Below are 13,134 nucleotides of genomic sequence, written 5' to 3'. Positions count from 1 at the left end.
CGGCGACCGGGCTCGACGACCACGGTCACCATCGGCGTCGCCGGCCCGAAATGTCGGGTTCACCGTCGACCGGTACCGTCGTGTCGAGCGCTGTCCACCGGTCGGCGATCGCACGCAGCAGCTTCAGACGTACACAACGCCCGGATGACGACCGACTCCGGCGACGCACACGAAAGGTCCCCGCGTGGTCCTGCGCATATTCGGCCTATCCTTCCTGGTCACCGTCGTCTCACTGGTGGTGGCCATCCTCTACGGTGGCCCCACCGCCCTGGTGCTCTGCGCGATCCTCGGCATCCTCGAGGTGTCGCTGTCGTTCGACAACGCCGTCATCAACGCCACCATCCTGCAACGGATGAGTGAATTCTGGCAGCGGATGTTCCTGACCATCGGCATCCTGATCGCCGTGTTCGGCATGCGGCTGGTCTTCCCGCTGGCGATCGTCTGGATCACCGCCGGGCTGAACCCGGTCGAGGCGTTCGACCTGGCGCTCAACCCGCCGCCCAACGATGCCGCCACCTTCCCGGACGGCAGCCCCAGCTACGAGACCCTGCTCACCGACGCCCATCCGCAGATCGCGGCGTTCGGCGGCATGTTCCTCGCCCTGCTGTTCCTGAACTTCATCTTCGCCGACCGCGAGATCACCTGGCTGTCGTGGCTGGAGCGGCCGCTGGCCAAGGCGGGCAAGCTCGACATGCTGTCTGTGGTCGTCGCCGGCGTCGGCCTGATCCTGTGCGCGGAGTTCCTCGCCGAGGAAGAGGTCCGCTCCACGGTGCTGCTGGCCGGTCTGCTCGGCATGATCACCTACATCGCGGTCGACGGCCTCGGCTCGATGTTCCACGCCGAGGACCACGCGGGCCCGTCGGAGGCCGCCAAGGCCACCGGTAAGGCCGGCTTCTTCCTGTTCCTGTACCTGGAGGTGCTCGACGCGTCGTTCTCCTTCGACGGCGTCATCGGCGCGTTCGCCATCACCGCCGACCCGATCATCATCGCGCTCGGTCTCGGCCTGATCGGCGCCATGTTCGTCCGGTCGATCACGGTGTACCTGGTCCGCAAGGGCACGCTGGCGGAGTACGTGTACCTCGAGCACGGTGCGCACTGGGCGATCGGCGCGCTGGCCGCGATTCTGCTGGTCTCGATCGGCGTGCACGTCAACGAACTCATCACCGGTTTCATCGGTATCGCGTTCATCGGTGCGGCGTTCATCAGCAGCATCATGCGCAACCGGCGCGAGGGTGAGCCGGAAGCGGCCCTCGAAAAGGAGCCGACCCCGGTAGGCTGACCGGCGGACGCAACCGAAGACTCGAACGGCAGCGGCCTGGTCAGGCCGCTGCCGTTCTCATCTCCTGAGGGGGGATCGCGGCGATGGCGATCGACGAGCAGCGGGCGGGCGGCGGGAAGGTGACGCTGTCCAAGGCCACGCCGAGTATCAATCTCACCAGGCCGGGCGAGCTGCAAGGTGTCATGCGAGTCGAGCTGACCTGGACGGCCCGCGCCAGGAGCCTGTTCCGCAGATCCACCGCGGTCGAACTCGAACTCGGCTGCCTGTACGAACTCGCCGACGGCCGCACCGGCGCGCTGCGGGCCGCCACCGATGCCGGCGCACTCGAATTCGAGCCGCACATCCTGCTCGACCGCGACGGCGCCCGTCCGGGCGGCGCCGGTCTGAACATGGATCTGGCCCGGCCCGAAACGTTCCGGCGAGTGCTGATCTTCGCTCTCGGTGCGCAGGCGCCGAACTGGGCCGCCGCCAGGGGCACGCTCACCTTGACGCCGACGATCGGCTCGTCCGTGGCGGTGGCGCTCGACGATCCGGTCGCCGATACCCGGTCCTGCGCGATCGCGCTGTTGCAGAATCAGGGCGCCGGAATCACCGTCTACCGGGAGACCCAGTACCTCGCAGGCGCATTGGACGATATCGTCGCGGCGTACCGATGGGGTATGGATCTGGATTCCGCACGCGCTTGATCGCCCGGCCCTGGCGTCAGGACACCCCTGGTGATGCTCACAGCATGCGGCGCGGGTACAGCCTCGCCTTCGGCCGGTGCACCGCCACCCGAGACCACAGCGCGTTCTGCAAAGCCAGTGTCCCCCAACCGGCCACCGCCATCCCGAACAGGTTCAGCGCCAATTGCAGTACGCTGCCCCAGACTTCGTGCCAGGCGCCGAAGACCGCGCCGAGGGCGATATTGCCCGCGGCGGGCACGGTCGTCACCGAGATGAACACACCGACAAGGGCGCCCGCGCGCGCCGAAGTCAGTGAGAGCACACCGGCCGCGGCGGCGATGACGGCCACGATGAACGACCATTTGTCCGGGGAGTAGATGAACGCCGTCTCCGGCCCGTACACGATATCGGCGCGGGTGATCCAGCCGAGCCAACGCGCGATCAGCACCAGCAGGAAGGTCATCACGATCGCGGTGAGGAAGCCGAGCACGAGGGTGCGAACGGCCAGCCCGAACAGTACGAACCGCCGCCGCACCAGTGCGACGCCGAGCGCCGCGATGGCACCGAACTCCGGGCCGAGCACCATCGCGCCGATCACCAGGATCTGTGAATCCACCACGATGGCGATGGCGGCCAGTGTGGTCGCCAAGGTCATGAAGCTCAGATAGGTCCAGTTGAGTTCGGTTTCCTCATAGGAGCGTTGCGCGACATCGGCCCACACCACCGCGTCGGCGCTGCTGCCCGGTGTGCGGACTTCGGCTTCGAATCCGGCCAGCGACAGCCAGGTTCGCACCGGTTCCAGCTCGATGCTGCCGCATTTGTGCACGCCGGTCGCGCGCAGCTGTTCCACCAGGTCGTTGGCGGCTTCGCGGGCGATCTGAGCGAACACCAGATCTCCCTGCGGGCGCAGCGCCGCACCACGCAACACCGCAAGGCCGCTCACCGCGTCTTCGGCCTCGAGAATCGCGATCACGGCGTCGGTCTTATCGGCCGGTGCCATTATCCGCACATGCAGCATGGGCTCAGTCTGGCCTACGAACACGCACCGAGCCGGGCGAAACCGGTGGGCGAGTCCGATTCGGCGAGCGCGCGCGTGCGGCGACGATCGGTTCGCCTATGCCTGCCGCTCGGCCAGTTCCGCCAAACGCTCGATCGAGGCCGCCAGCTTGTCGGAGGTGGTGGCGCGGGCTCGGGGCAGCCGGTTCTCATCGGTCAGCCGCGACCAATCGTAGGTGTGCCGCACCAGGGCACGACCATCGTCGAGCGCCTCGACCTCCCAGCGCCACAGATGCCCCGGCGGCTGCTTGCCGGGCTCGGAGGGACGCCAGGCCAGCAACCGGCCCTCGGTGAACTCCTCCACATGGTTGTCCCGGACGTGCCCGTTGGTGAGCGTCATGGTGAACACATCGCCCACCGCGCGCACCCGCTGATCGAGCCCCGCCTCGGCCAGATTGTCGTTACCGTCCCAGCGCGGTTGCTGCGCGGGATCGGCGATCAACTCGAATATCACCGACGCGGGCGCCGCGATCTCCCGTTCGGCGCTGACGATGCGAACCTCTTCTGCTTCGGTGCTCATATCACCGATCGAAGCACAGTGCCCGCGGCCGCGCAGGTCTCGATCGGTTCGCGCCGATCTTGTCGGTACCCGGTTATACAGTGGCGCTATGGCAGCAGCGGTTCACCCTGCGCCGGGCCCGTCCCCGCGGCGCGCAGCCGACGATCTGGTGCAGATCGCCGCGCGAACGCCACTGTTCTTCTCCAGCTACACACCGCTGTTCGCGATCCTCGCGGCCCGGTTCGCCGGGACGCCGTGGCTGGCGGTGGTCTGCCTCGCGCTCATGGCGTTCGGGGTGGCGTGCACGGTGTGGGTGCTGTATCTGCTCGGTTCCTCGGCCCGGTCGAGCATCACGGTGGCCCAAGTGCACGACACCGGCACCGAATCCGGTGGCTATCTGGTGTCCTATGTGCTGCCGTTCCTCACGGTCGAAACACCGGACGCGCTCGACGCGCTCGCCTACGCCCTGTTCCTGCTCGTCCTGCTGCTGATCTACGTCCGCACCGATCTCATCCAGGTCAACCCGATGATCTATCTGCTGCTGCGTCGAATCGTGAAGGTACAGACCGATACCGGCGACAGCGCGTACGTGATCGTACGGTCGGTGCCTCGGCCCGGCGATACCGTGACGGTGGCCCAGCATGCGGGTATTCGAGTGATGACGGAACGAGGGTGATCATGCGAACCAGCCAGGCATGGGCCGACACCGATATCGCTGGTGAACCGATCGACCTGCTGTTGGGTTGGCGAGACGGCCGTAAACGCCTACAGGCATTGCGCATCGAGTTCGCCGCCGCCCTCGGTGCGGAGTTGCGCGGGATCGCCGCCGCGACGCTGGACCGGATCGGTGCCATGGCGCCGATCGACTACGACACCACCGCCACACTGGTCGACGGCGAGGAGTTCTTCTCCTTCCCCCTCGATCGCCTGACCGCCGACGCCGCACCCGGCGAACCCGACGCGCACATCACCCAGCTGTTACGGCTGATCGCCCGCTCGGCCACCCTCGACACCGTGCTACCGCGCCAGATGCGCGACGGCACCTTCCTGTTCTACGTCCTGATCTGCGAATCCGCGGGCCCGGACCGGCGCCGAACGGCTTTCGTCCGGTTGCAGCACGGATTGCGGGTGGCCTCGGCACACCGCATTCTCGCCACCTTCGGTGAACGCCTGAACCGGGTCGGCGATCCGGTGTTCGCCTTCGCCGAGGAATTCGATCTGGTGATCGCCGCCGACGAGATCGCGATCCTGAAACCCGATACCTTCCTGCGCCTGTTCACCGATCTGGAGCTGCTCACCAAGGCCACACCCGAATTCGTCGACCACATCAGCGAATCCCTCGGCCTCGACCTGACCGACGAGGTCAAACACACCATTGTCGCCGTCTGCGCGAAACGACCCAGCTACGCCAAACTGCTCAAACGAATACACGCGGTCGACTACCTACCCAAGATCACGCTGACCTCGCTGCGCACCGAGATCGAGCGCTACCCGGAATTACCCGAGGGCATCGAGGTCGATGACACCGGAATCGTGTTGAGCGAGCAGGGCGTTCCCACCTTTCTCGATATCCTCGACCAGCGCATCTGGCGCGGCCCCTTCGACGATTCGTCGCGGGTCGCCACGGCCTATCGGCGACTGCGGCCACCGTGAGCGGCCACCACTCGTAGTCGAGCCACCCCGCGCCCCATCGCGGCACCCGTCGCCGCCGCGATGATCCCCAGCGGCAGGGCAACGACGGCGGTGAAGACGACGATCCAGCTGACCGCACTGCTCAGCGTGTCATTGATCGGCACGGCGGCATTGTCGAGAAACGCCATACCGTAACGGTCGTAATAGGCCATGCTCTCCGGCACGTACACCGCGACGACCGCGGGAACGCCCGATACGACGCACCAGACTGCCGTCTGCACGCCCGGCCACAGCGATCGACGCAGGACGCCGACCGCGGCCGGTGCGAGCAGCAGCGCAAGCAGCATCAGCGGCACCGCAGTGAAACCGGGTCCGTCGGCATTGCCGAGGGTGCGCGCGGCGAGGAACACACCCGCCGCAGTGAACAGCCCGGCTCCGATACCGGTCCAGCGTGCGAGCGTCTGCCCGCGCAACTGCTGCGGCGGAAACAGCACCAGCCATCCGCTCACCAGGATCGCGACGGACATGGTGACCAAGGTCAACGGCATCGCACCGGCTCCAGATGGATGATTCACAACGAACCATCCGACCGACGCGGCCGCTGCGGCCACACCGGCCGAACCGATCGCGGCGGCAACACCGTTCGCCCGCGTGTCCAGCCTCGGGTCGCCCGGCGCGAACACGGCGGTGCGCGCCGCGCTCACTGCGAATCGGCGCCTGGCGGCCGGATCCTGGATGTGGTCGAGTTCGGCGAGCATCGCCGCGCCCCAGTCACGACGGTGCTCCGGCAGCGCCGCGGTGGCCAGGCCCAGTACCCGGGCCGCACCATCACGCGCCTGCCGCGGCGCCCGACGCACCAAGGCCAGCCAGAGGATCGACGCTGCCAGCACGAGCAGGACCGAAATGATCGACACCGTCGAGACGTAGGTCGTCACGGCTTCCGGATTGTCCGGGTCGGTGACCCAATCGGATTCGAGCGCGAACACCACGCCCGCGACGACGGCCGGTATCACCAGAACGATCCCGGCGAGTCCGATCACGCGCGGCCACGGGGCGTTCATGCGGTCCCCCGCACCGGTCCGCCCGCACCGAAAGTGCCGATGCCGCTGACACTTCGGGCGACGCCGCCGGTATCGGCCTCGGCCAGACCGGCGGCGAAGGATACACCGTCACCGGTAAGCCGATACAGGTGCCGGGGCGGTCGCCCCGCAGGTATATCGGTCTCCCAGCGTGTTTCCAGCAGACCGCGATCGGTGAGGCGGATGAGGATCGGATACATCGAACCGGATTTGATACCGCACATTGCGCACAGCTCATAGCCGTATCGCCAGCTCGCCGGTTCATCGGCGAGCGCGCGGACGACTGCGATGGTCTGCGCGGAGGGTCTACGGACTCGCATCAGATAACTCTACATAGGTAGACTTACCTGGACAAGGGCGATGGCGTCACCGATGCCCGAGGATCGCGGCGAGCATCCCGCCGATGAAATCGGGGCCGAGCGAGTTCAACGCCTCCGGCGTGGTCGGGGTCGTCGCGGTCCGGATATCGCATCCCGAAAGCGGTAGCCCGGCGGCCCGGTCCTTCAACCAGGCGAAGGCGGCCGGTGCGCCGAGTCCCCATTCGAAGGTGTGCGGCGACACCGCCGACGGCACCACATCACGCCGGTAGGTCACCGATGTGCCCGCGGCGCAATACCGGTCGACGAGATGATCCGAGGAGGCGATGGTGCTCAGCTCGTCGTCGACGGCGTTGTACACGTAGACGGGTGCGGTGGGAGCCGTCGCGCCGAGCGTCCGCTCCGCGATCAGGCGCTGCGTCAGCGGTGCGTCCATGACGTCCTGCAATGGCACGGTCAGCAGATCACCGAAGTCGAGGAATGGGAAGCTCATCAGATTCTGCGGTGTGCAGCTCGCGGCCGCCCCGGCGAGCAGTTGCTTGCCTTCGGGCGTGAGTACCCGGTCCATCATCGCGGCGAATTCCGGCGAATCCTGTTGCATGGCCGCGAAACCCACCGGCGGCAGACCCGCGACCGCGGTCCCGTTTCCGTTCCTGATCGCGGCGAGCAGATCGGCGACCGGCGCGCCGATGGCCATCCCGGCGACGTTCATATCCGGTGCGTAGTCGGGTTGTACCTGCGCGGCCCAGGCCGTGGCGATACCGCCGCCGGAGTATCCCCAGAACATCGCGGGCACCTGCGCTCCGACCGGACCGAGTTCGGCGAAATTCTGGGTGGCCCGAACGCCATCGATCGCTACATAACCCGGTTCGCGCGGTGTCAGGAAATTGTTGTCCACCCCACCGAGATCCGGCACCGACACCGCCCAGCCCTGCATCAGCCCGGCCGCGATCATGGGCACTTCGTTCGCGGTGGTGGACAGCGCGAACGGCCCACCGGCACCGGCGAAATCGAACCACGGCGCACCGGCCTGCAAGACCTGCGAGGGCATGCAATTCGGCGCGATCGCGTCGATCATGCTGTCGTAGGACAGGATCGCGGTCGGCGGCCTGCCGTGATCACCCATCAGAACCGTGGTCACCGCGGCATACGGATCACCGGCGGAATCGGTGGTCCGGTACAGCAGCTGCCAGGCGCGCACCCGCATGGGAAACAGCTGTAGCGAGACGGGCGCGATCGGCCGGGTCCGCAGAATGGTGCCCGGTTCGGTCGATTCGTATCCGGCGGGCGGCAGATAGAACGCATCGGTGGTGTTCGGAATCGCCGCCGCGGGAGACGCGAGTGCGAGGAGGAACGCGCAGGTCGCGGCGATGGTGAGCGCCAGCGCCGTGATCCGTGCCCGCCACGCCCGCACCCGACCCGCTCGTGATGCCCTCGACTGTCCGATCCCCGCTGTCCACATCGGCCCACTTTAGAACGTGTTTCAGTTCATGTTCACGTTTCCGGCATCGACGCTGCGGGCACGGAGTGCACACTCGACAGGACACCCAGCACCCGGCTGCCATCCGCGCGACGCCTCCGTCCGTGCGCTGCTTCGTTCATGTGCCGCTCCGCTCATGCGGGAAAAGACAAAAGCGGCGGACTCACCTGTGGTGAGTCCGCCGCTTTCGACGATCGCCCGGCACGATCCGATGTGCGGTAGTGGTCCTATCGCACGTGGCCGGTCGGAGCACCGGCGAACTCGCCGGTCAGTTCGACGCCTCCGCGCGCGCGTCCGTGGTGGGCGCGGCGGGTTTCGTCGTGGTGGTCAACGGTGCCGTTGTGGTCGGCTCCGTCGTCTCGGCGGGCGCCTGGGTGGTGGTCGGCGCCGGCTGGGTGGTGGTCGCCTCGGGCGAGGTGGTGACCTCCGGTGTGGTGGTCGCGGCCTCGCTCGGCGTGGTCGGAGCCGTGGTCGACGGGTCGGTCGTGGTGTTCGGCTTCGTGGTGGCGGTCGGCGCGGTGGTGGTCGTGGTCTTGGCCGGTTCGGTGGTCGGAGCGGCCGAGGTGGTCGATTCCGCCGCCTCGTACGCGGCCGCGAGATCGGCCTCGGTCGGCTTCGACTTCGTGTCCACCTTCTCCCCCGCCTGCGCCTGCTTGGCCAGATGGGTGATCCACGCCGCCGCGTACTCGGCCGAGGTCATCGGCCGGCCGTTCTCCGGATCGGCGTCATCCCAGTAGTCGAAGTGGTGACCGGTGTGATCGGGGCCGAGGGTCTGCTTGTACGGATCGCTCAGGATCACCGGGATGGTGTTCTGGTTCGTCACGATCAGCCCGACGATCTCGTTCAGGATCTTCTGCGGCAGATACGCCAGCGGCGACATCTGATCGGCCGCGATCACATCCGCCTGCACCGGCTCCTTCGGCGCCTCACCTGGCTTGTACTCGGGGTCCGAAACGCGCAGCAGCACCTCGAGGAAGGTCTCGTCGCTGGCCATCCAGTTCGGCTGGGACGCGATATCGGCGAACGCGGTCATCGCGATCCGGCCGAGCACCACCGCGACATCCTGTCCGGTCGCCGGGGTCAATCCCTCACGTTCGAGATCATCGATGTTCAACTGCCTACCCACATTGACCGCCAGGTTCAGCAGGGAAATGTTCTCCGGAGCCGAGCAGGTGAGATCACCGTCGGAGCAGAACGAGGCGATCTTGCCGTTCAACGCACCGAAATCGCCGCTGGTCCCCGGCAGCGCGCCCTGACCCGGTACCGGCTTCTGCCCGTTCTGATAATCCTGGTCGAAGCCATCGGGGTTGTTGAACGGGTCCTCCGAACCGGGGAACGGTCCATCACCCTTCGAACGCCCCGGGTCGGCGAGGATGACGACGCCGAGCACATTCTCCGGATCGACGATCCCGTACTCGCCGTCCTGACCGGGCTCCTGATGCCCGACCTCCATCGCGACACGCCGCACGACATCGGCGCCCTCGCTGTAGCCGACGATCGAGAACTTGGTGTCCGGGCAGGCCGCCGCGATCTCCGACATCACCTGCTTGGCATTGGCGACACCCTGATTGACGGCGTCCTCATAACTGGACATATTCGCCGGATACGCGATGTAGACCGCGGCGTAGGAACCCTCGGCGACGTCATCGCGCGGCGCGTTCACCACCGGGTCCAGCCATTCGCTGTTGTGATCGCCCGACAGCGCGGCGGGCAGAGGGTTGCCATTGGCATCGACGAGCATCGCCGTCGTCCCCTCACGCGGCGTGTCATTGCGACCGGCCACCGAGATGGTCACCATGTCACGGCATTCGGTGACCGAGGCGACCAGCTGGGTGTCCACCTCTTCCGGCGTGGATGTCAATGCGAAGGTGGCCGCCACCGCCGCCGCGACCCCGAGAACTGCGGGCGCGGCAACGACCGAGGCCATCCGATGTCGCGCGAGAAACTCACGAAGAGCCATGTCCAAATCCCCATATTCCTGTGACCGACAAGTGGACGGACAGGCCCCCCGACGGGCCATGTGTCACGTATGAGGTCGTGGCAGGGGAGAAGAGTGTTACTGGGTGTGTGCCTGGGGTGTATGAGGTGAGCGAGCCGGCGGCGAGCTGCGATCTTGTTCCGCTGACAGTTCATCGGGGATAAAATCCGCAGGTGGGCTTCCTGATCGGTTTCGCCCCGTGGATCGTCTACTGGATCCTGGTCGGAAACACCGGGTTCGTAGCCGCGGTCGGAATCGCCCTCGCACTGGCGGTCGCAGGCCCGCTGATACTGCGGCTGCGCGGCCGGTCGTGGCATTCGCTCGAGGTCGGCACCGCCGTCATGTTCGCACTGCTGCTCATCGCCGCGTTCACCGTCGACGACCAGGTGCTCGAACGCTGGCTACAGCCGGTCACCACGCTCGGACTGTTTCTGATCGCCCTCATCACAGCCCTGATCGGCCGACCCTTCGTCGAGGAGTACGCCGCCGAATCCGTCGATCCACAGACCGCGGCCACCGATGGTTTCCGGGTGATCACCGTCGCGATGACCTGGATGTGGATCGCGGTATTCGGTGTGATGACGGTGTCGGCGCTGATACCGCCGCTGGTCGACGGCGACGCCACCATCCGCGATACCGGACATCTGCTGTCGGTGATCTGCTACTGGGTCGTCCCCTACACGGCGATGGGCGCAGCCGGCGTGGTCTCGGCACTGTTCCCGACGTGGTTCGCCCGGCGATCGGAGCTGGTCGCCGCGCATACCGGAGACCAGCGCAGGCCCGTCGCGCCGACCTCCGCACCCGCGCCGATCCACAGCGATTCACTCGTGCTCACCGCGCCAGAGGTCTCCCGGCACGACGAACCGTTCGCCTGGTCGGTGCGCGGTTGCACACCCCATGCGAGCGTGGAAGTGCATGCGTCCGGGATCGATCTGGTCGGCGCGGAGTGGGAATCGGCGGCGATCTTCACCGCGTCGGCGAAGGGGGTTGTCGATCCGGCGATCACCGCACCGGTCACCGGGGACTGGAGCGCGCCCGACGCCGACGCCGTGCTGTGGGCCATGCGCTTCGAATCCGACCACACCCCTGAGCTTTTCCTGCCACCCGCATACGAATGGCAGGTGACCATCGACATCCGGTGCGGCTCGGAGCGCTTGCGTACCACCGTGAATCGGGTCCCCGCACCGGCGGATGTGCGCCTCACCGAGGTGTCCATAGCCGGACGTCGCGCGGTGTACGCATCACCCACCGGCGCACCGCCGCCGAACGGCCGACCCGGCGTCGCCTGCTTCGGTGGATCGGAGGGCGGATGCGATTCGCAACGCGCCACGATCGCCATGCTCGCCGCGAACGGCTATGCGGCGCTTGCCTTTTCCTGGCTCGATGAAAACACCGATATCGCGCGCGTTCCGTTGCACCGATTCGTGCGGGCGATCAATTGGCTGGCCGGACAGGAGGAAGTCGACGCCCGGCGCACCGCGGCTATGGGCATCTCGCGCGGAGCGGAAGGGTTACTCGCCACCGCCGCGCACAGTCGAATCTCGTTGAGCGGCCTGATACTGGTGAGCCCGAGTTCGGTGTCCTGGCAGGCCATCGGTTCGGACGGCGAGATTCCCGGCACACCGTCCTGGACGCTGGACGGCGCCGACCTACCTTGGTGCGCACTACCCTCCGGCGAACTGATGCCACAGCTGGTGCGCAACGCCTGGTCGGCGCACGGCAATATCGCCCACCACCAGCCGATCCTGCTGCGCCTGCGCCCCGCCTACGACGAGGGACTCGACCACGCAACTCCCGAAACCGAACTCCGATCCGAACGCATCGACTACCCGATACTGTGCCTGACCGGCGATGATGACGCGGTGTGGCCGTCTGGCACCATGGCCGACGCGCTGCTGTCGCGTCGATCCCATCCCGGTGACGCGCACCTGCGGTTTTCCGGCGCTGGCCACCTCATCCGGCCCGGCATCTTCCCGGTCGCCGCCCAATGGACCGGCGGTATCACCTTCGGCGGCAACGGTTCCGGACAGGCAGCCGCGCAACGCGGGGCGAGCACCGCGATTCTCGGGTTCCTCCGGCGGATGTAGTGATAGCCGAGCCATCGGTGCTTGCTCGATCGCGCGGCGCTCCCGTTGGGAAGGAGATCTGCCCGCTCTCTACCGAGCTGCGGCAACCACGGCGCCCCTCCGCCGGACCCATCCGCGAAGGCCGACGGCCACCGGAACGAGCACCGTGAGAAACCCCGACAGCGGTTCGAAGACCAGCCCGAACCCGGCCACGACCGCGGTCGCGGCGAGGATCGGGCCGGGAACGTAACCCCGGACCCGCTCCACTTCGATGACCGCGATGCCGAGCGCGATGGCGGCCACACCGAAGGCGGTGAACCAGAACGACAGCTCGGTGTCCTGATCTTTCGTCGCCCATATGACGGCGCCCAAGACGGTGTGGGCGGCGCCGATGAAGGTGAGCATGCTGCCGACAAGCGGAAAGCCAGTTTTTGAATCCATATTCCAAAACTAGGCCCTAGGCTGTATGCGTGGCAAGACCCAGGCGATTCACCGATGATCAGGTCCTCGACGCGACCCGCGATCTATTGCGCGACCCGGCGATCACCCGGCCCGGAATCGCCGCCATCAGCGCCGCCTCCGGCGTCCACACCGGTTCGATCTACGTCCGCTTCGCCTCCCGTGAGGAGTTGCTGGCCCGCCTGTGGTTGCGTTCGATCCGCCGCTTCCAGACCGGCCTCATCGAGGCGCTGACCGAATCCGACCCCATACTCACCGCCGCCGCCTACCTACCGCGCTACTGCCGCGACCACCCGACCGAAGCCCGAGCGATGAAAATGTTCCACCGCGACGAGCTACTCGACATCGGCCCCGACGACCTCCGAGCCGCGATCGCCGCCGTCAACGACGATATGAACGCCGCCCTCCGCGAGGCCGTCGCCGTCCAATTCGGTACCGCCGACGCACAAGCGATGGCGATCGCGGGCGCTGCGGTGAAAGCGATCCCCTACGGCCTCGTCCGCGATTTCATCGCCCGCGCCGCCCCGATACCCCAGTGGGTCGACGATGTCGTCGCCACCGCCTCGGGCGCGGTAGTGCGCGAATTCAGCCATCACCTCGCGGTGCGACCCGTTCGCTAGACAG

The 13,134-nt window shown here is 67.0% G+C and carries 13 protein-coding genes; 6 read left to right on the top strand and 7 right to left on the bottom strand.

Translation table 11 applies throughout. The annotated features are described in order from the left end of the window. The first annotated feature begins 184 nt into the window (after positions 1-184). Together QH168_RS27210 and QH168_RS27205 are read left to right on the top strand one after the other, a co-directional pair. Positions 185-1,279, top strand: coding sequence for a DUF475 domain-containing protein (locus tag QH168_RS27210; RefSeq protein WP_280468832.1), 1,095 nt, complete (start codon positions 185-187; stop codon positions 1,277-1,279). A gap of 83 nt (positions 1,280-1,362) precedes the next feature. Beyond that, positions 1,363-1,965 (top strand): Tellurium resistance, encoded by a 603-nt coding sequence (locus QH168_RS27205; protein WP_280468831.1) that lies wholly within the window; start codon positions 1,363-1,365, stop codon positions 1,963-1,965. 37 nt (positions 1,966-2,002) lie between these two features. Here QH168_RS27205 and QH168_RS27200 read toward each other — a convergent pair whose 3' ends face one another. Continuing rightward, entirely contained in the window at positions 2,003-2,962 is a 960-nt protein-coding gene (locus tag QH168_RS27200; protein WP_280468829.1) for a DUF389 domain-containing protein, read from the bottom strand. Between the two features lie 96 nt (positions 2,963-3,058). Further along, entirely contained in the window at positions 3,059-3,520 is a 462-nt protein-coding gene (locus QH168_RS27195) for an SRPBCC family protein (protein WP_280468827.1), read from the bottom strand. Positions 3,521-3,608: 88 nt separating this feature from the next. Here QH168_RS27195 and QH168_RS27190 point away from each other — a divergent pair, with 88 nt between their 5' ends. Continuing rightward, positions 3,609-4,175 carry a hypothetical protein gene (locus QH168_RS27190; RefSeq protein WP_280468826.1) on the top strand — a complete coding sequence of 189 codons (567 nt, stop codon included), beginning with the start codon at positions 3,609-3,611 and terminating at the stop codon, positions 4,173-4,175. A 2-nt stretch (positions 4,176-4,177) separates the two neighbouring features. Then, on the top strand, positions 4,178-5,152 hold the full coding sequence (locus QH168_RS27185) for a Kiwa anti-phage protein KwaB-like domain-containing protein (protein WP_280468824.1): 975 nt from the start codon (positions 4,178-4,180) through the stop codon (positions 5,150-5,152). Here QH168_RS27185 and QH168_RS27180 read toward each other — a convergent pair. From QH168_RS27180 to QH168_RS27165, 4 genes are all read right to left on the bottom strand, one after another. Then, positions 5,128-6,192, bottom strand: a complete 1,065-nt coding sequence (locus QH168_RS27180; protein WP_280468823.1) for a hypothetical protein — start codon at positions 6,190-6,192, stop codon at positions 5,128-5,130. The two genes, QH168_RS27185 and QH168_RS27180, sit on opposite strands and share 25 nt — an antisense overlap. Next, positions 6,189-6,530 carry a PadR family transcriptional regulator gene (locus QH168_RS27175; RefSeq protein WP_280468822.1) on the bottom strand — a complete coding sequence of 114 codons (342 nt, stop codon included), beginning with the start codon at positions 6,528-6,530 and terminating at the stop codon, positions 6,189-6,191. Before QH168_RS27175 ends, QH168_RS27180 begins: the two co-directional genes overlap by 4 nt. Before the next feature lie 46 nt (positions 6,531-6,576). Then, entirely contained in the window at positions 6,577-7,989 is a 1,413-nt protein-coding gene (locus QH168_RS27170) for a lipase family protein (protein ID WP_280468821.1), read from the bottom strand. 286 nt (positions 7,990-8,275) lie between these two features. Beyond that, entirely contained in the window at positions 8,276-9,967 is a 1,692-nt protein-coding gene (locus QH168_RS27165; protein ID WP_280468819.1) for a cutinase family protein, read from the bottom strand. Between the two features lie 191 nt (positions 9,968-10,158). Here QH168_RS27165 and QH168_RS27160 point away from each other — a divergent pair, with 191 nt between their 5' ends. Further along, complete coding sequence (locus QH168_RS27160) at positions 10,159-12,072, top strand: acyl-CoA thioester hydrolase/BAAT C-terminal domain-containing protein (RefSeq protein WP_280468818.1); 1,914 nt, start codon at positions 10,159-10,161, stop codon at positions 12,070-12,072. Positions 12,073-12,141: 69 nt separating this feature from the next. Here the strand turns inward: QH168_RS27160 and QH168_RS27155 are convergent, their stop codons facing one another. Beyond that, positions 12,142-12,492, bottom strand: a complete 351-nt coding sequence (locus tag QH168_RS27155; protein ID WP_280468816.1) for a DUF6463 family protein — start codon at positions 12,490-12,492, stop codon at positions 12,142-12,144. Between the two features lie 29 nt (positions 12,493-12,521). Here QH168_RS27155 and QH168_RS27150 point away from each other — a divergent pair, with 29 nt between their 5' ends. Continuing rightward, positions 12,522-13,130: a TetR/AcrR family transcriptional regulator gene (locus tag QH168_RS27150; protein ID WP_280468815.1), complete on the top strand. Its 609-nt coding sequence runs from the start codon at positions 12,522-12,524 to the stop codon at positions 13,128-13,130. Positions 13,131-13,134: the final 4 nt, after the last annotated feature.

This window comes from Nocardia cyriacigeorgica (assembly GCF_029868385.1).
GTDB classification, from domain to species: domain Bacteria; phylum Actinomycetota; class Actinomycetes; order Mycobacteriales; family Mycobacteriaceae; genus Nocardia; species Nocardia cyriacigeorgica_F.
The sequence above is the reverse complement of the archived record's forward strand: the minus strand, read 5'-3'. Positions and strand labels throughout refer to the sequence as shown.

Excerpts from the sequence above, each read along its gene's own strand:
- QH168_RS27195 (WP_280468827.1), bottom strand. The coding sequence starts at position 3,520 with ATGAGCACCGAAGCAGAAGAGGTTCGCATCGTCAGCGCCGAACGGGAG.
- QH168_RS27205 (WP_280468831.1), top strand. The coding sequence starts at position 1,363 with ATGGCGATCGACGAGCAGCGGGCGGGCGGCGGGAAGGTGACGCTGTCC.
- QH168_RS27175 (WP_280468822.1), bottom strand. The coding sequence starts at position 6,530 with ATGCGAGTCCGTAGACCCTCCGCGCAGACCATCGCAGTCGTCCGCGCG.
- QH168_RS27170 (WP_280468821.1), bottom strand. The coding sequence starts at position 7,989 with ATGTGGACAGCGGGGATCGGACAGTCGAGGGCATCACGAGCGGGTCGG.
- QH168_RS27200 (WP_280468829.1), bottom strand. The coding sequence starts at position 2,962 with ATGCTGCATGTGCGGATAATGGCACCGGCCGATAAGACCGACGCCGTG.
- QH168_RS27190 (WP_280468826.1), top strand. The coding sequence starts at position 3,609 with ATGGCAGCAGCGGTTCACCCTGCGCCGGGCCCGTCCCCGCGGCGCGCA.
- QH168_RS27180 (WP_280468823.1), bottom strand. The coding sequence starts at position 6,192 with ATGAACGCCCCGTGGCCGCGCGTGATCGGACTCGCCGGGATCGTTCTG.
- QH168_RS27155 (WP_280468816.1), bottom strand. The coding sequence starts at position 12,492 with ATGGATTCAAAAACTGGCTTTCCGCTTGTCGGCAGCATGCTCACCTTC.
- QH168_RS27165 (WP_280468819.1), bottom strand. The coding sequence starts at position 9,967 with ATGGCTCTTCGTGAGTTTCTCGCGCGACATCGGATGGCCTCGGTCGTT.
- QH168_RS27185 (WP_280468824.1), top strand. The coding sequence starts at position 4,178 with ATGCGAACCAGCCAGGCATGGGCCGACACCGATATCGCTGGTGAACCG.